General features: G+C 72.4%; 18 protein-coding genes. 14 read left to right on the forward strand and 4 right to left on the reverse strand.

What is annotated here, in order from left to right:
• Nucleotides 1–65: 65 nt before the first annotated feature.
• Entirely contained in the window at nucleotides 66–3,347 is a 3,282-nt protein-coding gene (locus AB0A74_RS26270; protein ID WP_358253411.1) for a S8 family serine peptidase, read from the forward strand.
• A 21-nt stretch (nucleotides 3,348–3,368) separates the two neighbouring features.
• On the opposite strand, the gene AB0A74_RS26275 is transcribed toward AB0A74_RS26270, so the two are convergent.
• Nucleotides 3,369–3,974, reverse strand: coding sequence for a hypothetical protein (locus tag AB0A74_RS26275; RefSeq protein ID WP_358253413.1), 606 nt, complete (start codon nucleotides 3,972–3,974; stop codon nucleotides 3,369–3,371).
• A gap of 154 nt (nucleotides 3,975–4,128) precedes the next feature.
• On the opposite strand from AB0A74_RS26275, the gene AB0A74_RS26280 reads away from it, so the two are divergent.
• A complete protein-coding gene (locus AB0A74_RS26280; protein WP_358253415.1) occupies nucleotides 4,129–4,725 on the forward strand; it encodes a hypothetical protein in 597 nt (198 codons plus the stop codon).
• A complete protein-coding gene (locus AB0A74_RS26285; protein ID WP_358253417.1) occupies nucleotides 4,722–5,417 on the forward strand; it encodes a fibronectin type III domain-containing protein in 696 nt (231 codons plus the stop codon). The genes AB0A74_RS26280 and AB0A74_RS26285 overlap by 4 nt, the downstream gene beginning before the upstream one ends.
• Here AB0A74_RS26285 and AB0A74_RS26290 read toward each other — a convergent pair.
• Nucleotides 5,414–6,094 carry an aspartate/glutamate racemase family protein gene (locus AB0A74_RS26290; RefSeq protein ID WP_358253419.1) on the reverse strand — a complete coding sequence of 227 codons (681 nt, stop codon included), beginning with the start codon at nucleotides 6,092–6,094 and terminating at the stop codon, nucleotides 5,414–5,416. The two genes, AB0A74_RS26285 and AB0A74_RS26290, sit on opposite strands and share 4 nt — an antisense overlap.
• 120 nt (nucleotides 6,095–6,214) lie before the next feature.
• Here AB0A74_RS26290 and AB0A74_RS26295 point away from each other — a divergent pair, with 120 nt between their 5' ends.
• The 9 genes from AB0A74_RS26295 (at nucleotide 6,215) to AB0A74_RS26335 (ending at nucleotide 15,787) form a co-directional block, all read left to right on the forward strand.
• Entirely contained in the window at nucleotides 6,215–7,486 is a 1,272-nt protein-coding gene (locus AB0A74_RS26295; RefSeq protein ID WP_358253421.1) for an MFS transporter, read from the forward strand.
• 35 nt (nucleotides 7,487–7,521) lie between these two features.
• Nucleotides 7,522–8,670 (forward strand): GAF domain-containing protein, encoded by a 1,149-nt coding sequence (locus tag AB0A74_RS26300; protein WP_358253423.1) that lies wholly within the window; start codon nucleotides 7,522–7,524, stop codon nucleotides 8,668–8,670.
• A 19-nt stretch (nucleotides 8,671–8,689) separates the two neighbouring features.
• Complete coding sequence (locus AB0A74_RS26305) at nucleotides 8,690–10,312, forward strand: AMP-binding protein (RefSeq protein ID WP_358253424.1); 1,623 nt, start codon at nucleotides 8,690–8,692, stop codon at nucleotides 10,310–10,312.
• Nucleotides 10,309–10,926, forward strand: a complete 618-nt coding sequence (locus tag AB0A74_RS26310; RefSeq protein WP_358253426.1) for a response regulator transcription factor — start codon at nucleotides 10,309–10,311, stop codon at nucleotides 10,924–10,926. Before AB0A74_RS26305 ends, AB0A74_RS26310 begins: the two co-directional genes overlap by 4 nt.
• A 98-nt stretch (nucleotides 10,927–11,024) precedes the next feature.
• The gene (locus AB0A74_RS26315) at nucleotides 11,025–12,644 is read left to right on the forward strand and encodes a hypothetical protein (RefSeq protein WP_358253428.1); all 1,620 of its coding nucleotides are present in this window, start codon (nucleotides 11,025–11,027) and stop codon (nucleotides 12,642–12,644) included.
• Between the two features lie 60 nt (nucleotides 12,645–12,704).
• A complete protein-coding gene (locus AB0A74_RS26320) occupies nucleotides 12,705–13,658 on the forward strand; it encodes a transcriptional regulator TrmB (protein WP_358253430.1) in 954 nt (317 codons plus the stop codon).
• Nucleotides 13,659–13,667: 9 nt separating this feature from the next.
• On the forward strand, nucleotides 13,668–14,759 hold the full coding sequence (locus tag AB0A74_RS26325; RefSeq protein WP_358253432.1) for a M20/M25/M40 family metallo-hydrolase: 1,092 nt from the start codon (nucleotides 13,668–13,670) through the stop codon (nucleotides 14,757–14,759).
• A 45-nt stretch (nucleotides 14,760–14,804) separates the two neighbouring features.
• Nucleotides 14,805–15,296, forward strand: a complete 492-nt coding sequence (locus AB0A74_RS26330) for an SRPBCC family protein (protein ID WP_358253434.1) — start codon at nucleotides 14,805–14,807, stop codon at nucleotides 15,294–15,296.
• Nucleotides 15,293–15,787 carry a hemerythrin domain-containing protein gene (locus AB0A74_RS26335; RefSeq protein ID WP_358253436.1) on the forward strand — a complete coding sequence of 165 codons (495 nt, stop codon included), beginning with the start codon at nucleotides 15,293–15,295 and terminating at the stop codon, nucleotides 15,785–15,787. Before AB0A74_RS26330 ends, AB0A74_RS26335 begins: the two co-directional genes overlap by 4 nt.
• Here the strand turns inward: AB0A74_RS26335 and AB0A74_RS26340 are convergent.
• Both AB0A74_RS26340 and AB0A74_RS26345 read right to left on the reverse strand, forming a co-directional pair.
• Nucleotides 15,757–17,625 (reverse strand): ABC transporter ATP-binding protein, encoded by a 1,869-nt coding sequence (locus AB0A74_RS26340; RefSeq protein ID WP_358253446.1) that lies wholly within the window; start codon nucleotides 17,623–17,625, stop codon nucleotides 15,757–15,759. The genes AB0A74_RS26335 and AB0A74_RS26340 overlap by 31 nt on opposite strands.
• A gap of 39 nt (nucleotides 17,626–17,664) precedes the next feature.
• Entirely contained in the window at nucleotides 17,665–18,867 is a 1,203-nt protein-coding gene (locus AB0A74_RS26345) for an FAD-dependent monooxygenase (protein ID WP_358253437.1), read from the reverse strand.
• Between the two features lie 87 nt (nucleotides 18,868–18,954).
• Between AB0A74_RS26345 and AB0A74_RS26350 the strand changes: the two genes are divergently transcribed.
• Complete coding sequence (locus AB0A74_RS26350; protein WP_358253439.1) at nucleotides 18,955–19,869, forward strand: TetR/AcrR family transcriptional regulator C-terminal domain-containing protein; 915 nt, start codon at nucleotides 18,955–18,957, stop codon at nucleotides 19,867–19,869.
• 12 nt (nucleotides 19,870–19,881) lie between these two features.
• On the forward strand, nucleotides 19,882–20,781 hold the full coding sequence (locus AB0A74_RS26355; RefSeq protein ID WP_358253441.1) for a PAC2 family protein: 900 nt from the start codon (nucleotides 19,882–19,884) through the stop codon (nucleotides 20,779–20,781).
• Nucleotides 20,782–21,047 lie beyond the last annotated feature (266 nt).

Here is a 21,047-nt window from a genome sequence, read left to right on the forward strand (position 1 = left end):
TCGTGACCTTCTAGTGGCGTTCGGTGGCGGCCGGTTGGGTGCTGCCACGTTACTGGGGAGTGTGCATGAGCCGCAGATCCAGGCGGTTGTGGGCGGTCGCGTTGGCCGTCGGCGGGGTGGTCGCCGCCGCGCCGGCCACGTCGGCGGTGCCCGAGGGGTGGCCTCCGGCCCCCGGTTCGATTCTCGCACGGGGGACCGACAGTGCCCGGTACTCGTGGGTGGGCGGCGGGGTCGGGATGGTGCCGGGTGTCGGAGGGGGCGACGGCGAGGTCACGTTGGTGACCGGGGACCGGGTCGGCGTGCGCGGCGGGCGGGTGTCCGTGGTGCCGGGGGTCGGGCGGGACGGGGTCGGGTTCGCGGTGCGGACCGACCTCGACGGCAGCGTGCACGTGACGCCGCACGACGTGGTGGCCGACATCGCCGCCGACCGGATCGACCCCCGGCTCTTCGACGTCGGCGCGCTGATCCGGTACGGCTTCGACGACGCCCGCACCGACAGGACGCCGCTGATCGTGACGTCCGAGGACGGCTCGTTCCGGGCCGCCGGCGGTCGGGCGCTGGCCAGCGTGCGGGGCGTGGCGTTCGAAGCGGACAAGAAGACGCCGTTCTGGACCGACCGCGCGGCCGGCGTGCGCTCGGTGTGGCTGGACGCGCCGGTGGAGGCGACCCTCGACCGCAGCGTCGCGCAGGTCGGCGCGCCGTCGGCGTGGCAGGCCGGGCACACCGGGGCCGGCGCGACGGTGGCCGTGCTGGACAGCGGCATCGACGTCACGCACCCCGACCTGGCCGACGCCGTCGTGGACTCCGCGTTGTTCGCCGACAGCGACAGCACCGACGACCGCGCCGGCCACGGCACGCACGTCGCCGCCACCATCACCGGTTCCGGCCGCTACCAGGGCGTCGCCCCGGACGCGAAGCTGCTCAACGTCAAGGTGCTCAGCGACAGCGGTCGCGGCCGGACCTCCGACGCCATCGCGGGCATGGAGTGGGCCGTCGCGGCCGGGGCCGACGTCGTCAACATGAGCTTCGGGTCCTCCTCGGCCGGCGACGGCGAGGACCCGCTGTCCCAGGCGGTCAACCGGCTCACCGCCGAGAGCGGCGCGCTGTTCGTCGCGTCCTCGGGCAACAGCGGCCCGCGCGAGCAGTCCCTCGGCACGCCCGCCGCCGCCGACGCGGCGCTGACCGTCGGCGCGGTGGACCGGGACGACGCGCTCGCCGAGTTCTCCTCCCGCGGCCCGCGCCTCGGCGACGGCGCGATCAAGCCCGACATCACCGCGCCCGGCGTGGACATCGTCGCGGCCAAGGCCCGCAACGGCAGCATGGGCACCCCGGTCGGGGACGCCCACGTCGCGCTCTCCGGCACGTCCATGGCCGCGCCGCACGTCGCCGGCGCGGCGGCGGTCCTGGCCGCGCGGCACCCGGACTGGAAGGCCGATCGGATCAAGGCCGCGCTGACCGCGAGCGCCACGCCCAACCCGGCCGTCGCCACCCACCACCAGGGCACCGGACGGCTCGACCTGGCCCGCGCCGACCGCCAGACCACCACCGTGGACCAGGCGAACCTCGCCCTCGGCGTCGCCCGCTGGCCGCACCACGACGACGCGCCGATCACCAGGACCCTCACCTACACCAACGACGGCGCCACCCCGGTCACCCTGCGCTTCACCCCGGACGTGCGGGGCGCGGACGGCGCGCCGGCCCCCGCGGGCCTGGTCACCGTCACCCCGGCGGAGGTTACCGTCCCCGCGGGCGGGCGGAGCGAGGTCGTCGTCACGGCCACCACGTCCCTCGACGCGCCCGACGGCGGGTACAGCGGGGTCGTCCTGGCCGCCGGTGACGGCGTCGAGCTGCGCACCGCGCTGTCGTTCACCAAGGAGGTCGAGAGTTACGACGTCAAGCTGACCACGACCGACCACAGTGGACAGCCGTCGCCGTACTTCTACCACCGGTTCGTGGACCTCGACCAGCGCCGGCAGTTCTCCGGCTTCGGCGCGGACGAGGTCGTCGTGCGGCTGCCGAAGGGCCGGTACTTCTTCGACTCCTCGCTCATCACCAACATCGACGGCCTGTGGTGGAGCACCCGGTACGCTGAGCCGGCGCTGATCGTGGACCGGGACCACCACCTGCCACTGGACGCCGCGCTGGGTCGCGAGAACTCCGTCACCCTCGACCGCCCCGACGCCCGGTCGGGCCACACGGTGATGCTGCTGGAGATCAAGACCGCCTGGGGCTACACCAACTCCGGCGACTACGGCCGGGACTTCGACCGCCTGCTGTGGGTGCCGTCGCGCACCTCGCTGCCGGGGTCGGCCCGGTACGCGGTCACGACGACGCTCGCCCGGCCCGACGGCCAGGGCGGTTTCGAGGGGAGCCCGTACCAGTACAACGTGTTCTGGACCCACGACGGCGGCGTGCCGGAGGACCTGCACCACGCCTTCGCCGACCGCGACCTGGCCCGCGTGAACACCGTCTCGGCCGCGCAGGCCCCCGACAAGCGGGGCTACCGCGAGTTCCTCGCCGGCGGGCCGCTGCCGTTGCGCGTGGCGGAGTACTTCTCGCCCGAGGCCGCGTGGCCCACCCACTTCGCCCAGATGCGGATGGCCGAGGGGTACCGCGAGACCAGCCTGTACGAGACGCGGCACCGGCGGTTCGAGGCGGGCACCACGACCAACGAGCGGTGGAACGCGGCGGTCTTCGGCCCGGCCCTGCCCGCCGTCGACCGGCCCGACGGCTGGGCGGGGCGGCGCGGTGACGTGATGGCGTTCGACATCCCGATGTACACCGACCAGGGCGAGACCCGTTACGGCTACTCCGAGGTGACCAAGGCGTACACGGAGCTGTTCAAGGACGGGGTGCGGATCGGCGGCATCGACACCGACGGCAGCGGCCTGGCCAACGTGCCCGCCGAGCCGGGGACGTACGAGCTGACCGTGCGGGCGAGCCGGTCGGGGGTGGCGGAGCTGTCCACGGAGATCGACGCGAAGTGGACGTTCGGCTCGCAGCACGTCCCGGGCGAGCCGGTGGCGCTGCCGCTGTTCGTGGTCCGCTTCGCGCCGGTGCTGGACGACCGGAACCGGGCCAAGGCCGGCACGCCGTTCGTCATCCCGATCTACGCCCAACGCAACGGTGGCGCGTCCACGGACGGCGTGGACACCACGGAGGTGCAGGTGTCGTACGACGACGGCAAGACGTGGCGGGTCGCGCGGGTGGCGAAGATCGGCAAGCGCTGGCTGGCCTTCGTCAACCACCCCGCCGACGCCCGGTTCGTGTCGTTGAGGACCAAGGCCCGTGACGCGGCCGGCAACGCGTTCGAGCAGACGGTCATCCGGGCCTACGGCCTGAGGTGACCGGGGGAGGGGGCGGGGTGCTCAGTCGATCTCGGGAACCTCGCCCCGGTCCTCCTTGTCCTCGCCGCGGCGGCGGAGGAACGCGAAGCCGGGGATGCCCAGGATGGCCTGGCGCACGTCGTTGGTGACTTCGAGGAGCTGGTGGATGTCCGGCCCGACGCGGTCCAAAGTGGACAGCATGGGGAGGACGTCGTTGATCAGGTGCTTGGTGAGCACGGGAAGCTGGTCGACCAGCTCGATCGCCGCGTCCACTTCGTGGGCGGACAATTCGTCGACGAACCGCGATGCGAGGGGGTGGGCGCGCTGGGCGAGCGGGGCGTAGTCGTCCATCAGCTCGCGGGAGGCGCGGGCGGTGTGCCCGGCGTCGGTGGTGACCCGCTCGGCCGCCGCCGTGACCACCTCGGCCCGAGCCATGAGCGCCTCGGTCCCCCGAACCGCCGCCCCGGCCCGGTCCACCAGCGCCTCGGTCTCGTCCAACACGCGCTCGGTGCGCGACACCAACCCGTCAGCCCGCCGAACCACCTGCTCAGCGGCCTCCAACAACCCCAACACCCGCCCCGGCACCGAGACGGCCGTCTCGACAGTCGTCCGAGCCAGATCCAGCAGTCCTCGCGGCGTCAACTCCATACACCCACTCTGCCGCACTCTCCCCTCCCACGCCCACGCGAAACGTGACCGAGCCCTTCAGGGGCTTGAACGGCAAAGTAAGGATCCTTTACAATTGTCGGGCCACCGCCTTGGTTCGAGCCCCACCCGCATGGGGCGACCAGGAGGTAGACCCGTGATTGCACGGCACCTGACACCAGTAGCCGCCCTCATCACGCTTCTCGCTCTCGCCACACCCGCGCAAGCGCAAGTAGAGTCCGGGCCCTGGACCGCCTACTCCCCGTCCTTCACCGTCCAGGAACGCGGCTGCGGTGACGTCACAGACCTCACCTTCCGCCTCACCTGCTCCACCGCCTCCGGCGACCAACGCGCCGAGCGCCGCTACGCCACCCACACCGGCGGGACCAGGCAGTTCGAAGGGTCCTTCCGCATCACCAGCATGGGTGGCACGCGGATCAGCCTCAAACAGACCTTCCGGGACGGCTCCGACGCCGGCCCCTACTTCATGCTGGCCGTCGAACGCGGCGGACGGCTCTACGCGGTGCACGGCGGCACCACCATCGCCAGTGGGGCGACCGTCGGCACCACCGTGCGCGTCAACACCGTCCACGCCATCGGCAACGCGCACCGCACCTACATCAACGGCTCACTCCGGCACACCGTGTCCAGCCCGAGCGGCAGCTACTACGACAAGTTCGGGGCCTACCGCACCGCGAGCGGGCAGGGTCCGGTCACCGTCGTCTGGAGCGGCGTGAGGTTCTGGCGCAAGTGAAACGACTGCTCCTCCCGCTGGCGCTCCTGGCGTCCTGCACAACCCAATCAACCCACGCAACCCAGGAGCCCAGCGGCCTCACCGCACCCCTCACCCCACCCCTCACGGCCACCCTCACCTCACCCACCGACATCCACCTGGCCTGGCACCCCTCCCCGAACACCGCCGGTCAAGTCGTCGAGTACGCCCACGAACCCGACGGCGACCACACCGTGCTCCAGTTCGCCCCACCCGACACGGCCACCCACGACCACCCCGACCTGATCCCGGAAACGACCTTCCACTACCGGATCAGGCCGTACTACGGCCCCACCACCGCCGAAACGACGATCACCCTGCCACCCGGCGACGAAGTGTCCACAGAGGACGGGCACGAGTGGGCGGCGCCGAAGACCTCGCCGACCGGCACCCACCCGATCCGCACCCCCGCCGCCGCACCCACCAACCTCATGGCAACCGTCAAGCACGCCAACGGAATCCTGTTCACCTGGACCGACAACGCCCGGGACGAACAGGGCTACCTCCTCGAAGTCCGCACCCACCACCACTTCACGGTCGCGGCGGCACTGGACCCCGACACGACCTCGTTCGGCCTGATCACCCTGCCGACCGAGAAACACGCCACCTACCGCGTCCGGGCCTACTACTACGGCACCCCCACCAACACCGCCCACCAGAGGACCGGCCGCTAACCCAACGCCAACTCCACCGCGGCCTCAACGTGGCTGCGCGTCGAGTCCACCAACGGCACGGCACAGTCGGACTGGTCCACCAACAACGTGATCTCCGTGCACCCCAAGACCACCGCCTCGGCACCACGCTCGACCAACCGCGCCATCACCTCGCGATAACGCGCCCGCGAAGCCTCGACCACCCTGTTGCGCGTCAACTCCTGGTAGATCACGTCGTGCACCACCGTCCGGTCCGGCTCGTCGGGCACGATCACCTCGATCCCGTGCCGGGCCATGCGTTCCCGGTAGAAGTCCTGCTCCATCGTGAACCGCGTCCCCAGCAACCCGACCCGACGGCTGGTCAACCGCTGCGCCGTCGCGTCCACGATGTGCACGAAGGGCACCCCCACCGCACCCGAAACGACCGAAGCCACCTTGTGCATCGTGTTCGTGCACAACAGGACCAGCTCCGCGCCCGCCTTCTCCAACGTCCGCGCGGCGTCGGCGAGCAGCGCCCCCGCCCGGTCCCACTGCCCGGTCCGCTGCAACTGCTCGACCTCCGCGAAGTCCACGGTCAGCAACAGGCTGGGCGCGCAGTGGTGCCCGCCCAGCCTGCGCCGTGTCTCCTCGTTGAGCAGCCGGTAGTACTCCGCCGACGACTCCCAGCTCATGCCGCCGATCAGGCCGATGGTGCGCATGCGGCCCACTGTGACCGGCCCGCCCACCCGCGGCAACCGGATAGACCCTCTCCATCGGGAGGTACCGCACGGCTGAGACCCGCGTCACGGTCGTGCATCCGACCGACCCGGGAGCAGCCCATGAAACTGGCCAAGATCATCGCGGTGAGCAGTTCCGGCTCCGCCATCGAGTGGTACGACTTCTTCATCTACGGCACGGCGGCGGCGCTGATCTTCAACAAGCTGTTCTTCCCGACCGCCGACCCGCTGGCCGGCACGCTGCTCGCGTTCAGCACGTTCGCGGTCGGCTTCGCGGCGCGGCCGTTGGGCGGGATGGTGTTCGGGCACCTCGGCGACAAGGTCGGGCGCAAGGCCGCGCTGGTCACGGCCCTGTTCCTGATGGGCGGCTCGACGACGTTGATCGGGCTGCTGCCCACGTACGCCACCGTCGGCGTGCTGGCCCCGATCGCCCTGGTGGTGCTCCGGCTCGCGCAGGGCGTCGCCGTGGGTGGGCAGTGGGGCGGCGCGGTGCTCATCGCGACCGAGAACGCCCCGCCGCACCGGCGCGGCCTGTACGGCAGCTTCGCGCAGCTCGGGGTGCCGGTCGGGCTGGTGCTGTCCACACTGGTGTTCCTGGGGACCTCGGCGTGGCTGACCGAGGCGCAGTTCGCGGCGTGGGGCTGGCGGTTGCCGTTCCTGTTCTCCATCGCGTTGATCATGGTCGCCCTCTACGCGCAGTTCCGGCTGGAGGAGACGGTCGCGATGCGCGAGGTCAAGGCGTCCGGGACCGCGTCGTCGCCGGTGCTGGAGGTGCTGCGCCGCCACCCCGGCAACATCGCCCTCGCGGCCGGCGCGGTGATCGTCGTCGGGGCCGGGTTCTACCTGTTCGCGACCTACCTGCTGTCCTACGGCACGACCGTGCTGGGCATGCCCCGCTCGACCATGCTCAACGCCGTGATGTGGGGCGCGGTGGCGCAGGTGCCGGCGCTGCTCGCGTTCGCGCACCTGTCCGACCGGATCGGGCGGCGGCCGGTGTACCTGTTCGGGGCGGTGACCACCGGGCTGTGGGTGTTCCCGGCGTTCCTGCTGGTCAACACCCGTTCGCCGGGGCTGGTGGTGCTGGCGGTGGTGGTCGCGCTGGTGCTGTTCGCGGCCATGTACGGGCCGCAGGCGGCGTTCTTCTCGGAGCTGTTCACGGCCCGCCTGCGCTACTCGGGGGCGTCGCTGGGCTACCAGGTGGGCGTCATGCTGGGCGGGGCGTTCACGCCGATCATCGCCACCTGGCTGTACTCCCAGTACCGCACGTTCGTGCCGGTCGCGGTGTTCCTGCTGGTCACGGCCCTGGTGTCGTGCGCGTGCGTGGTGCGGCTGACGGCGGCCGGCCGGGCGGAGTTGGTGCCGCGACCCGCGTGACCCGCGGGTACCGTGTCGCCCAACCGGAGGCCCACGTGGACGATGACGTTTTCGAGCTGCTCGCCGAGCTGGACGCCCTCGAACGAGCGCGTGCCGAGCGGGTCAGCCTGCTCGACACGCGGGCCGTGCTGCGTCGGCTGGCCGACCGGATCCGGGCGCAGTTCGGGTTCGACGTCAGCCTCATCGGCCTGGTCGAGGGGCGGGACCTGGTGCTGCGGCTGTGGTCGGGCACCCGCGACTCCCGCCTGCACGACCTGCCGGTGCCGATCGGGCTCGGGGTCGGCGGGCGGGTCGCGGCGGCGGGCAGCCCGATCGTCGTGCCCAACTACTACCGCTCCGACCGGATCACGCACGACTTCGACGCGCACGTCCGGGCCGAGGGCCTGGGCAGCATGGCCGCCGTGCCCGTCCGGACCGGGGAGGTCCGGGGCGTGCTGTACGGGGCGGTGCGGGGGGAGGCCGAGGTGGGGGACGACGCGGTCGACGGGTTGCGCGGGCTCGCGCGGCTCGCCGGCCTCGCGGTGGACGTGGCCGACGGCGCGGTGACGCTCGCCGACACGGCCGTGGTGGAGGAGCGGCGGCGGCTGGCGGCGTCGCTGCACGACAGCGTGGGCGCGATGCTGTTCGGTGTCGGCTCGTCGGTGCGCAAGCTGCGCGAACAGGCCGTGCCCGGCGTGGACGACCAGTTGGAGCGCATCGAGCGGCAGTTGGCGGCGGCGGGCATGGCGTTGCGCGAGTCGATCTCGCGGTTGCGCGTCGGGTCCGACCGGGACCCGGTGCGGCTGACCGCCGACATCGCCGAGTCCGTGCACGCGTTCACCCAGCGCGCGGGCGTCGCCGCGAGCTTCGTGCCGGTCGGCGGCACGCCCAGGCTGGACCCGGCCCGCGCCGCCCTGGTCAAGCGGGTGGTGGACGAGGGCCTGCTCAACGTGGAGAAGCACGCCCGCGCCCGCTCGGTCGTGGTCACCCTGGCGGTGTCGGACCGCGTCACGGTCGCCGTCCTGGACGACGGCGTGGGCGTCGAGGAACCCCTCGGCGGCACCGGCGCGGGGCTGCCCGCGCTGCGCCGCCAGGTCGAGCGCGCGGGCGGCGCGTTGAGCCTGCTCACCACCGAGGAAGGCGGCGCGGTGCTGCGCTGCGAGCTGCCGGCGCCCTCTCCATCCGGAGAGGTCGGGATCGTGTGACCTGGGGTACGTTCCGGTGATGGCGCAGCTGAGCTACTCGTCGGGCACCTCGGACGTGCCGCTGCTGGGCGACACCATCGCGGCCAACCTCGACCGCGCCGTGGCCGCGCACGGCGACCGGGAGGCCCTGGTCGACCGGACCACGGGCCGGCGGTGGACCTACCGGCAGCTCGGCGCGGAGGTGGACGCCGTCGCCGCGGGCCTGCACCACCGCGGGGTGCGCGCCGGCGACCGGGTCGGCATCTGGTCGCCCAACCGGGCCGAGTGGGTGGTGGTCCAGTACGCGACCGCCCGCATCGGCGCGATCCTGGTCACCATCAACCCGGCCTACCGGGTGCACGAGCTGGAGTACGTGCTCAACCAGTCCGGCGCCCGCACCCTGGTCGCGGCCCGGTCCTTCAAGACCTCCGACTACGCCGGGATGATCGAGCAGGTGCGGCCGAACTGCCCCGGCCTGCGGGACGTCGTCCTGCTCGACACTCCACAGTGGACCGAGCTGCGCTCCGACGACCACCCGGAGTGGCCGGAGCTGTCCGCCGACGACCCGATCAACATCCAGTACACGTCCGGCACGACGGGGTTCCCCAAGGGCGCCACCCTGTCCCACCACAACATCCTCAACAACGGCTTCTTCGTCGGGGAGCTGCTGGGGTACACCGAGAACGACCGCATCTGCGTGCCGGTCCCGTTCTACCACTGCTTCGGCATGGTCATGGGCAACCTGGCCGCCACCTCGCACGGCGCGTGCGTGGTCATCCCCGCGCCCGCGTTCGACCCGGCGGCGACGCTGCGCGCGGTGGCCGAGGAGCGGTGCACCTCGCTCTACGGCGTGCCGACGATGTTCATCGCCGAACTGGCCGAGCCGGACTTCGACAGCCACGACCTCTCGTCGCTGCGGACCGGGATCATGGCGGGCTCGCCGTGCCCGGTGGAGGTGATGAAGCAGGTCGTGGAGCGGATGGGCATGCGGGAGGTGTCCATCGCCTACGGCATGACCGAGACCTCGCCGGTGTCCACCCAGACCCGCCGCGACGACTCGCTGGACCGCCGGGTCGCCACGGTCGGCCGCGTGCTGCCGCACCTGGAGGTCAAGGTGGTGGACCCGGAGACCGGTCGCACCGTGCCCCGCGGCACGCCGGGCGAGCTGTGCACCCGCGGCTACTCGGTGATGCTGGGCTACTGGGAGCAGCCGGACAAGACCGCCGAGGCCGTCGACGCGGCGCGGTGGATGCACACCGGTGACCTGGCCGTCATGGACGACGAGGGGTACGTCAACATCACCGGCCGGATCAAGGACATGGTGATCCGCGGTGGCGAGAACCTGTACCCGCGCGAGATCGAGGAGTTCCTCCACACCCACCCGGACGTCCTGGACGCGCAGGTGATCGGCGTGCCGGACGTCCGGTACGGCGAGGAGCTGATGGCCTGGGTCCGCCTGCGCCCGGGAGCGGAGCCGTTGACGCCCGAGGCGCTCAGGGAGTTCTGCACGGGCAAGCTGGCCCACCACAAGATCCCGCGGTACGTCCACGTGGTCGAGGACTTCCCGATGACCGTCACCGGCAAGGTCCGCAAGGTGGAGATGCGCAGGCAGGCCGTGGCGATCCTGGGCCTGGCCGACGCGGACGCGGTGGAGCACGGTTGAGGATCCTGGTGGTGGACGACCACCCCGTCGTGTGCGACGGGGTGCGGTCGCTGGTGGCCTCGACCCCGGACATCGAGGTCGTCGGCTCGGCGCGGACGGCCCGCGACGCCGTCACCCGGGCCCGCGCCCTGCTGCCCGACCTGGTGCTGCTGGACCTGCGCCTGCCGGACATGCTCGGCAGCGAGGCCCTGCCGCGGATCACGGCCGCCGCGCCCGCCGCGAAGGTCGTCATCTTCACCGCCTACGACGACCACGCGGCCCTGTCGGCGGCCCTCGCCGGCGGCGCGCACGGCTGCCTGCTCAAGGACGTGACCGACACGGACCTGGTGGCCCAGTTGCGCCGGATCGCCGCCGGGGTCCGGGTGATCGACCCGCGGCTGCGGGAGTCGAGCGGGACGCTGTTGCAGGCCAGGCTGTTCCGGCTGTCGCTGAGCCGCCGGGAGTACGAGGTGGTCCGCCTCGCGGCGACCGGCCGGACCAACCCGGAGATCGCCGAGGAGCTGGGCCTGACCCGCAACACCGTGAAGACCTACCTCCAGACGGCCATGCAGAAGCTGGGCGCGCGCAACCGGGTGGAAGCCGTGCGCCGGGCGCAAGAAGAACAACTGCTCTGACCCCGTGGCGGGGTCGTGCCGGCGGCACTGGACGGCCACCGGGCGGCGTCCGCTCTGGTAGACCCGGATCCCCTTGCACCCTGCGCGAAAGGGATCACATGATCCGGCACCTGCTGCGAGGCGTCCTGCCTCCCACAGCCCTGCTCGCCGCCGTCCTCTCCGCCGCCACCTCCGCCGAAGCGGCACCCGCCCCCTGCACGCCGTTCGAGGGCGCGGGGGAGTGGCGGGGCTGCCTCGACGTCTCCGTCCGGCTGGCCGACGCGCCCGCCCTGGGCTCGGAAACCCGGCTCGACATCGACGTGCGCACCACCTCCGCCCGGTCCGACGTCGAGCTGGTCGTGTCCCTGCCCGCCGGCCTCGAATGGGTGCGGGCGCCCGCCGGGCTGAGCACCCGCACCGTCGCCTCCGCCGCGCCCGCCGACCGGGGCCGGGCGCACCACGCGACCGGCACGTCCCGCGTCGAGCACGACCGTCCCGTGCGGCTGTCCGGCACGGTCCGGGCGGTCGCCGAAGGGACCGCGCAGATCCAGGTCGTCGCGCGGGCCGGGGTCGAGTCGGACCGGGGCAGCGCGTTCCTCACCGTCGGCGCGCAGCGGTCGCGGCACGGGATCGCCGTGTCCGAGGTGAACCGGGCGGTCCGCGCGGACGTCGTCCCCACCTCCGCCCACCCGAGGTCGCGGCACAAGCCGGCCGGGGAGGCGTCCGCCGCGCTCGGCACCGCCTGCGCCACCGGGACCTGGGGCTACGTCGACCACGACGGCGTCGCCCGCACCTCGCCCAACGCCCGCGTGTGGGCCTACGACGACGACGCGAGCGGCCAGGACGACCTGCTCGCCACCGGGCTCACCGACGCCACCGGCCGGTTCCGCCTGTGCTACGAGAACACCGACGAGGACGGCACCGCCCAGGACGTCTACGTCCGGACCGCCACCGAGAACGCCCACTGGACCATCCGCAACGGCCGCAGCCGCCGGTCCTACTCCTTCTACACCGACGTCGTCCCCAACGCGGGCGCGGCCGTGGACTTCGGCACCGTCCACCCGGCCGACCCGGCGATGATGCGGGGCGTGGCGGCGTTCGACACCATGAACGCGGCCTGGAACTGGACGCCCGGCGCGTGCTGGGACGCCCGCGACACCACGTGCCGCCAGGGCAGGATCAACTGGTCGCCCGACTCCACCGACGGCACCTACTACTCGTTGCAGGAGAACGCCGTCCACCTCGCCGCCGAGGACCCGGACTCCGACATCCTGGTGCTGCACGAGTTCGGCCACGCGATCATGGACGACGTCTACGAGGACGACTTCCCGCCCGCGCCGAACTGCTCGCCGCACTACATCACCAAGACCAGCTCCACGGGTTGCGCCTGGACCGAGGGCTTCGCCACCTGGTACGGCGTGGCGGTGCTGGGCGACCCGACGTTCCGCTGGCCCGACGGCCGCACGCTGGACGTGGAAGGCCCGACGTGGGGCACCGCGAACTGGGACGACGGGGACGCTGTCGAAGGCCGCGTGCTGGGCGCGATGATCGACCTCCACGACAGCGCCGACGAGCCCGGTGACACGTGCGCGGAGGACCCGGCCGGTCCGCTGTGGACGACGTTCCTGGGCCACGTCTCGGACACGTTCCGCCAGTTCTGGGCGCACCGGGCGGCCGACGGCCACGACGTCGGCGGCAACGCGTTGAGCTGCCTGTACCACAACACGATCGACTACTAGGTGCAACGGGTGGGCGGGCACGTCGCGCGGGCGGCGTGCCCGCTGTTAACTTCGCACGTCATGGCGAACGCCAAGGTCGGTGAAGCCCTGCGGCGGCTGGGGATGAGCGTCGACGCGGTCGCCGTCTACCTCGAACTGCTGGACACCGGCCCGGTGCCGCTGCGCCGGCTGGACCGCGCCGCCTACGCCGAGCTGGTCGACGCGGGCCTCGCGTGCGCCGCGTCCGACGACGCCGACACCGCCGCGCCGCTGCCGCCCGCGACCGGCCTGGAGATCCTGCGCCGCCACCGCGCCGCCGAGCTGGACGAGGCGCGGGTGGCGGTGGCGGGCGCGTTCGAGGCGTTCCGGCGGTCGCGGCTGGCCCGGTACAACGACGACCTGGTGGAGGTGGTGACCGGCGAGGCGATCGGGCCCCGGCTGCGGCAGGCGTGGGTCAGCGCGCGGGCCGAGATCCGGCAGTTCGACTCGCCGCCGTACTTCCCGATCGCCACCGCCACCGAGGACTCGCTGGCCACGCTCCGGCGTGGCGTCAAGCAGCGGGTCGTGTACTCGCGGGAGTCGTTGCGCCACCCCGGGTACCTCGCCGAGTGCGTCGAACCGTGCGTGCGGGCGGGCGAGCAGGCCCGGGTGCTGCCGTCGGTGCCGGTCAAGCTGGTGGTCGTGGACGACGCGTGCGCGCTGGTGTCGTTGTCCATCAAGGAAGCCGACGTGCACAACACCATGCTGGTCGTGCGGCCGTGCGGGTTGTTCTCGGCGCTGGTGGCGTTGTTCGAGCAGGCCTGGCGGGAGGCGTTGCCGGTCCTGTCGACCGACCCGCCGCCGCCGCGCCTGCCGCCCGCCGACCGCCGGCTGCTGGCGCTGCTCGCGGCCGGGGTGCCGGACGGGGACGTGGCGCGGGAGCTGGGGATCAGCCGCCGCACGCTGTTCCGCCGCGTCGAGGTGCTGATGACCCGGCTGGGCGCGGCCACCCGGTTCCAGCTCGCCCTGCACGCCCAGCGGCGCGGGTGGCTGTGACCCGGCACGATGGGGTGCGTGGACCTCGACGAGTTCCTTGCCCTGGCCGACGACCTCCTGCGCATCCCCTCGACCGCCGACCGGCCCGCCGACCTGCTGCGCGCCCTGGACTTCGTGCTCGACCTGCTCGGACCCGACCTCACGGTGGAGCGGTTCGAGTCGCGCGGCAAACCCAGCGCGCTGGTGTACCGGGGGAGCGCGCGGCCGGAGTTCCGGGTGCTGTTCAACGCCCACCTCGACGTGGTCCCGGCCCCGCCCGAGCAGTTCACGCCGGTGCGCGACGGGAACCGGCTGCACGCGCGCGGCGCGCAGGACATGAAGCTGTCCGCGCTGGTGCTGGCGCTGGTGTTCCGGGACGTGCCGACGCCGTTCCCGGTGGGGCTGCAACTGGTCACCGACGAGGAGGTCGGCGGCCGGGACGGCACGCTGCACCAGTTGGAGCAAGGCGTCACCGGGCGGTTCGTGGTGATCGGCGAGCACAGCGCGTTGCGGCTGGTCACCGAGTCCAAAGGGCTGGTCAACGCGCGGCTGTCGGTCACCGGCCGGGCCGCGCACAGCGCCTACCCGTGGCTGGGCGACAACGCCGTGGTGGGGCTCATGCGGTCGCTGGACGCCCTGCTCAAGGCCTACCCGACCCCCACCGGGGAGGCCTGGCGGACCACCGTCAACGTCGCCCGCGTCGAGACCGCCAACACCGCGCTCAACCAGATCCCGGCCGACGCGTCGGCGTGGCTGGACATCCGGTTCCCGCCCGAGGACGCCGACTTCCGCGACCCGGCGCGGGTCGCCGCGCACCTCAAGGCGCTGACCGGCGCGGACGTCGAGGTGTCCCACGTCGAGCCGCCGCACCGGGCCGACCCCGACAGCCCCGACGTGCGAGCGCTCCGGAAGGCCGCCCGCGACCAGGGGTTCAGCGGCGACCTGCTGCGCAAGCACGGCGCGGCGGACTCGCGGTTCTACCACCAGCGCGGCATCGACGCGGTGATCTTCGGCATCGGCGGCGACGGGCAGCACGGTCCCGACGAGTACGCCGACCTGACCACCGTCCTGCCCTACCACGCCGCGTTGACGGCATATCTGAAAGCGCTGCCGGACCGGTGACGATCGTGGCTACGCTGGGGTCGCGAGACGAGAGATGAGGACGGCATGACCCCGTTACCGAGCGCCACCCTGGTCCCGACGCCCACCGGTGTGGACCTGGTGCTGACCCGCACGTTCCGCGCCCACGTCGAGGACGTGTGGGCGAGCGTGACCGACCCCGAGCGCACCGCGGCCTGGTTCGGCCCCTGGGAGGGCGACGCCGCGCCGGGCCGCCGGATCAAGGTGCAGATGGCCTTCGAGGAGGGCCAACCCTGGATGGAGGCCCGCATCGACGCGTGCGCCGCGCCGCTGCGCCTGGCCGTGTCCACCATCGACTCCTACGGCGTGTGGAAGCTCGAACTCCTGCTGTCCGAAGTGGACGGCGAGACCGAGCTGAAGCTGGTGCACCACCTGAAGTCGGTCGAGGGCCTCGGCGAGATCGGGCCGGGTTGGGAGTACTACCTCGACCGGCTGGCCGCCGTCCGGGCCGGTGGGCCCGCCCCCTCCTTCGACGACTACTACCCGTCGCAGAAGGCGTACTTCGAGGGCCTGGCTTGACCGACCGGATCACCGCGTTCGGCCACCAGCTCGTGCGGACCCACGTCGCGCTGCGCGAGCAGCTCGCCGACCTGCGCGACGACCTGGACGCGTGGCTCGACGGGGACCGGCTGGTGGACCTGCGCGCGCACTGCCTGGCGTTCTGCGGCGCGCTCACCCACCACCACACCGCCGAGGACGGCCGGGGCTTCCCGGTGCTCGCGGCGCACCACCCCGGGCTCACGCCGGTCATCGAGGAGCTGGTGGCCGACCACCGGATCATCGTGGACGCGATGAACCGGCTCGCGGCGGTCCTGGCGGACCCGGACCCGGAGACCGTCGAGTCCGAAGTAGACACCCTGGCGGCGTTGCTGGAGACCCACTTCACCTACGAGGAGCGCAAGATCGTCAACGCGCTCAACGCCCTGGACGTCGCCGGCGCGCAGGCCGACGACCTGCGCGCCGCGACGACCCTCCCGGCTCAGGACACCGGGGCCTCCTCGGCGAACTGAGTCCGGTACAGCTCCTCGTACCGGCCGCCGGCCGCGAGCAGGTCGGTGTGCGTGCCGCGCTCCACGATCCGCCCGCCCTCGACCACCAGGATCTGGTCGGCGGCGCGGATCGTGGACAGCCGGTGCGCGATGACCACGGCGGTGCGGCCGGCCAGCGCCTCACCCAGCGCCGCCTGCACCGCCGCCTCGGACGTCGAGTCCAGGTGGGCGGTGGCCTCGTCCAGGATGACCACGCGCGGGCGGGCCAGCAGCAGCCGGGCGATGGTCAGCCGCTGCCGCTCGCCGCCGGAGAGCCGGTAGCCGCGCTCGCCCACGACCGTGTCCAGCCCGTCGGGCAGCGACTCGACCAGGTCGGCCAGCCGCGCGCGGCGCAGCACGTCCCACACCTCCTCCTCGGTCGCCTCCGGCCGCGCGAGCAGCAGGTTCTCCCGGATCGACTCGTGGAACAGGTGCCCGTCCTGGGTGACCATGCCCAGCGCGTCCCGGATCGCCGACAGCTTGAGGTCGCGAACGTCCACTCCGGACAGTCGCACCGCGCCGCGGTCCACGTCGTACAGGCGCGGCAGCAGGGACGCGATGGTCGACTTGCCCGCGCCCGACGACCCGACCAGCGCCACCAGTTGCCCCGGTTCGGCGCGGAAGGACACGTCGTGCAGCACGTCCACGCCACCCCGCGTGTCCAGCGCCGCGACCTCCTCCAGGGAGGCCAGCGACACCTTGTCCGCCGACGGGTAGGCGAACCCGACCCCGTCGAACTCCACCGACACCGGCCCGTCCGGCACGGTCCGCGCGTCCGGCTTCTCCTCGATCAGCGGCTTGAGGTCGAGCACCTCGAACACCCGCTCGAAGCTGACCAGCGCGCTCATCACCTCGACCCGCGCGCTGGCCAGGGCGGTCAGCGGCGCGTACAGGCGGGTGAGCAGCAGCGCCAGCGCCACCACCGAGCCCGGGTCCAGCTCGCCGCGCAGCGCGTAGAACCCGCCCAACCCGTAGACCAGCGCCAACGCCAGCGCGGAGACCAGCGTCAACGCGGTGAGGAACACGGTCTGCACCATCGCCGAGCGCACCCCGATGTCGCGCACCCGCCGCGCCCGCACCGCGAACTCCGCCGACTCCCGGCTGGGCCGCCCGAACAGCTTCACCAGCGTCGCGCCCGGCGCGGAGAACCGCTCGGTCATCTGCGTGCTCATGGTGGCGTTGTGGTTGGCGGCCTCGCGCTCCAGCCGGGCCAGGCGCGTGCCCATCCGGCGGGCCGGCAGCACGAACACCGGCAGCAACACCAGCGCCAGCAACGTGATCTGCCACGACAGGCCGATCATCACGACGAACGTCAGGACCAGCGTGACCAGGTTGCCCACGACGCTGGACAGCGTGTCGCTGAACGCCCGCTGCGCGCCGATCACGTCGTTGTTCAGCCGGGACACCAGCGCGCCGGTGCGGGTGCGCGTGAAGAACGCGACCGGCATGCGTTGGACGTGGTCGAACACGGTCGTGCGCAGGTCGAGGATGAGGTCTTCGCCGATGCTCGCCGACAGCCACCGGGCGAACAGCCCCAGCGCCGCCTCCGCGATCGCGATGCCCGCGATGAGCCCGGCCAGGCCCAGCACCACCTCGTAGGACGAGCCGTTGACGATCGCGTCCACGATCCGCCCGGCCAGCACGGGCGTCGCGACCGCGAGCACCGCCACGACGACGCTGACCACGAGGTACTGCGTGAGCCGGGCCTTGCGGGGCCGGGCGAACGACCAGATGCGCTTGAGGGTCGCCTTGGAGAAGGGCTTCTTGTCGTTCTGCGCGTTGGTCATGTGGTACAGCGACATCCACGCGGTGACTTCCATGTCCATGGCCGAAACGTAAGACCTGGAGTTGGGTGGAGGTCAAGGAGAAATGCGCACGCCGCGGTAATCGGGGAGCGCCACGGTGTTGGCGATCTTCTGCAGGTCGCCGAAGATCCTGGCGCCACCGGGGATGTGCGGCACGATCCGCAGCGTGAGGTCCCGCATGCGGATGAACATCCGGCTCTTGGGCAGCAGCCCGTCCACGCCGCCGAGCGCGAACTTCTGGCACTTGTCGACGTACTCGCGCATCCGCTGCTCGTAACGGCGGAACGCGGTGCGGTGGTCGGGCGCGGTGGCCAGTTCGCCGGCCAGCAGGTACGCGCCGACCAGCGCCATGCTGGTGCCGTTGCCCGCGAGCGGGGAGGCGCAGAACGCGGCGTCGCCGAGCAGGGCGACCCGGCCGCGGCTCCAGGAGTCCAGGCGGACCTGGCAGAGGCGGTCGAAGTAGAAGTCGTCGGCGGTGCGCAAGTCCTCCAGCAGCCGCGGGACCTCCCAGCCGTCGTGCGCGTAGGTCCGGGCGATCAGGTCGCGCTGGAAGGCGTCGTCGTGGCGGTCGTGCGGGACGACGGGGGACTTGAAGGTGAACATGGCCTTCGCGCGGCCGTCCGGCGTCGGGTAGATGCCCGCCGCGCGGCCGGGGACGGTGTGCAGGAGCATCCAGCCGTCGGAGTCGGTTCGTCGAGTGGTGCTGAAGATCGCGGTGTAGGCGCCCATGTCGTGGGTGAAGTCCGCTTCGGGGCCGAAGGCGAGCGACCGGACCTTCGAGTGCAGGCCGTCCGCGCCGACGACCAGGTCGAACGTGCGGGTCGGCGACTTCTCGAAGGTGACCTCGACGCCGTGGGGGGTCTCGGTGAGGGACGTGATGGTGTCGTCGAACAGGTGCTCGACGTCGTCGGCGGTCCGGTCGTGGAGGATGCGGACGAGGTCGCCGCGCAGGATCTCGATCTCGGCGATCGCGCCGCCGGAGTCGCCGAGCGTGTCCGCGGCCATGGTCGAGGTGCGCTTGCCCTCGGCGTTGACGAACGCCATGCCCCGCGCCCCGGTGTGCGCGGCGCGGACCTGGTCCAGCACGCCCATGCGCGCCACGACCTCGCGGGCGGTGCCGCGGATGTCCACCGCCTGGCCGCCGGGGCGGGGCGCGGGGGCGCGTTCGACGACGGTCGGGGTGAGGCCGTGGTGGCGCAGCCAGTGGGCGAGGGCGGGGCCGGCGATGCTCGCGCCGGAGATCAATACGGTGTTCATGCGTACACCGTACATGAGTGCACTAGCAGTTCAATTGCTATTCAGTGCACTAGTGCACTACCGTAGTGCACTAGTGCGGAGGTGGTCATGGTCTACGAACGGATCGCGGGCGAGATCCGGCAGCGCATCGCACGGGGCGAGCTGCGCCCCGGCGACCGGGTGCCGTCCACGCGGGAGATCACCGCGCGGTGGGGCGTGGCGATGGCGACGGCGACCAAGGTGCTGGCGGCGTTGCGCGAGGAGGGGTTGGTGCACGCGGTGGCCGGTGTCGGCACGGTCGTGTCGTCCCCCGCGCCCGCGGCGCCGCCCGTGGTGAAGGACGACCTCACCGCCGACGCGGTGGTGCGCACCGCGCTCGCCATCGCCGACACCGAGGGCCTGGCCGCGCTGTCCATGCGCCGCGTCGCCGGGCAGCTCGGGGTGGCGGCGATGTCGCTGTACCGGCACGTTCCCGGCAAGGACGAACTGGTGGTGCGCATGATCGACACCGCGTTCGGCGCGTCCCCGCCGCCGGTCGGTTCCGGCGGGTGGCGGGAGCGGCTGGAGGCGGTCGCGCGGCTCCAGTGGGACCTGTTCAGCCGGCACCCGTGGCTGGCCGGCGCGATCTCGATGACCCGGCCGACGATGCTGCCCAACGCGGTCGCGCACACCGAGTGGATCATGCAGGCGCTGGACGGGCACGGCCTGACCGCCGAGGAGGCGCTGCACGCGGCCGTGACGCTGTTCGGGTTCGTGCGGGGCATCGCGGTGAACCTGGAGCACGAGGCGGACCAGCGGCACCAGACCGGCATCACCGAGGACGAGTGGATGGCCCGGCAGGCGGGGGCCATGGCGTCGCTGGTGGCGTCCGGGAGGTTCCCGATGTTCGCCCGGGTCATGGGGTCGGAGGTGGACATGGACCTCGGCACGCTGTTCGAGTTCGGGTTGGCGCGGATGCTCGACGGGATCGGGGAATGGATCAGCGGTCGCGCGGCGTTGACCGGGGGAGGAAGACCCGAGTGAGGGAGGCACGTGGTGGCGCAGGACCCGGAGGAGCTGTTCGAGGTCGACTCCGACGTCCCGGACCTGACCGGAGCGGTGCTGCTGCACCACTTCGACGGCTTCATGGACGCGGGCGGCGCGGGCTCGGCGCTGGTCGAGCACCTGCTGTCGGTGCACGAACACCGCGTGGTCGCGCGCTTCGACGTGGACGACCTCCTCGACTACCGGGCCAGGCGCCCGCCGATGACCTTCGACACGGACCGCTGGGAGAGCTACGCCGCGCCGGAGCTGGTGGTGTACCTGCTGCACGACGCGGTGGGCACGCCGTTCCTGCTGCTGACCGGCCCCGAGCCGGACCGCAGGTGGGAGGCGGTCGTGGCGGCGGTGCGGGCGTTGATCGACCGGTGGGGCGTGCGCTTGGCGGTGAGCTTCCACGGCATTCCCATGGGCGTGCCGCACACGCGGAAGCTGACCGTGATCGCGCACGCGACCCGGCCGGACCTGGTGGTGGAGAAGAGCCCGTTCAGCCGGGTCCAGGTGCCCGGCAACCTGGCGGCGCTGCTGGAGCTGCGGTTGGGCGAGTCCGGCCACGACGCCATGGGCTTCGCGGCCTACGTGCCGCACTACCTGGCCCAGGGCACGTACCCGACGGCGGCGCTGAACCTGTTGGAAGCGATCACGAAGTCGACGGGCCTGGTGGTCCAGGCGGCGCAACTGCACGAGTCCGCTCGGCGGACCGAGGCGGAGATCGCGCGGCAGGTGGCGGAGTCCGACGAGGTGGCCCAGGTGGTGGCGGCGCTGGAGCGGCAGTACGACGCGTTCACGGAGGCGTCGGAGAACTTGCTGGTGGAGCCGGACGGGCCGCTGCCGAGCGCGGACGAGCTGGGCGCGGAGTTCGAACGCTTCCTGGCGGAACAGCAGCGCGACCACTGAAACCGCTGGTAGGGTGGCCTGCGCGGGCCACCCGACCAGCATCACCCGATCGTGTGAGATGCAGGATCCGCGACTTTTAGCCACCTCGCGCGTCCCGTAGATGGAAGAGGTCGCGGCGGACCGGACCCCACCCGCCGCCCCAGCGCCCCTACCGCTGCCTCCCACTCGCCACCCGGCTTACCCCGCCGACCCGCTCGCACCGCCACGCCCGCCGCACCGCCCGTGCGCTGCCGCCGCCGCACCGCCCGTGCGCTGCCGCCGCCGCG

Source organism: Saccharothrix sp. NPDC042600 (assembly GCF_040647305.1).
GTDB lineage: Bacteria > Actinomycetota > Actinomycetes > Mycobacteriales > Pseudonocardiaceae > Actinosynnema > Actinosynnema mutabilis.

What these genes read in the sequence shown, in the direction of transcription:
- AB0A74_RS26325 (WP_358253432.1), top strand. Translation starts at nt 13,668, where the DNA reads ATGGGGTGCGTGGACCTCGACGAGTTCCTTGCCCTGGCCGACGACCTC.
- AB0A74_RS26295 (WP_358253421.1), top strand. Translation starts at nt 6,215, where the DNA reads ATGAAACTGGCCAAGATCATCGCGGTGAGCAGTTCCGGCTCCGCCATC.
- AB0A74_RS26275 (WP_358253413.1), bottom strand. Translation starts at nt 3,974, where the DNA reads ATGGAGTTGACGCCGCGAGGACTGCTGGATCTGGCTCGGACGACTGTC.
- AB0A74_RS26330 (WP_358253434.1), top strand. Translation starts at nt 14,805, where the DNA reads ATGACCCCGTTACCGAGCGCCACCCTGGTCCCGACGCCCACCGGTGTG.
- AB0A74_RS26290 (WP_358253419.1), bottom strand. Translation starts at nt 6,094, where the DNA reads ATGCGCACCATCGGCCTGATCGGCGGCATGAGCTGGGAGTCGTCGGCG.
- AB0A74_RS26350 (WP_358253439.1), top strand. Translation starts at nt 18,955, where the DNA reads ATGGTCTACGAACGGATCGCGGGCGAGATCCGGCAGCGCATCGCACGG.
- AB0A74_RS26270 (WP_358253411.1), top strand. Translation starts at nt 66, where the DNA reads ATGAGCCGCAGATCCAGGCGGTTGTGGGCGGTCGCGTTGGCCGTCGGC.
- AB0A74_RS26345 (WP_358253437.1), bottom strand. Translation starts at nt 18,867, where the DNA reads ATGAACACCGTATTGATCTCCGGCGCGAGCATCGCCGGCCCCGCCCTC.
- AB0A74_RS26305 (WP_358253424.1), top strand. Translation starts at nt 8,690, where the DNA reads ATGGCGCAGCTGAGCTACTCGTCGGGCACCTCGGACGTGCCGCTGCTG.
- AB0A74_RS26340 (WP_358253446.1), bottom strand. Translation starts at nt 17,625, where the DNA reads ATGGAAGTCACCGCGTGGATGTCGCTGTACCACATGACCAACGCGCAG.
- AB0A74_RS26320 (WP_358253430.1), top strand. Translation starts at nt 12,705, where the DNA reads ATGGCGAACGCCAAGGTCGGTGAAGCCCTGCGGCGGCTGGGGATGAGC.
- AB0A74_RS26315 (WP_358253428.1), top strand. Translation starts at nt 11,025, where the DNA reads ATGATCCGGCACCTGCTGCGAGGCGTCCTGCCTCCCACAGCCCTGCTC.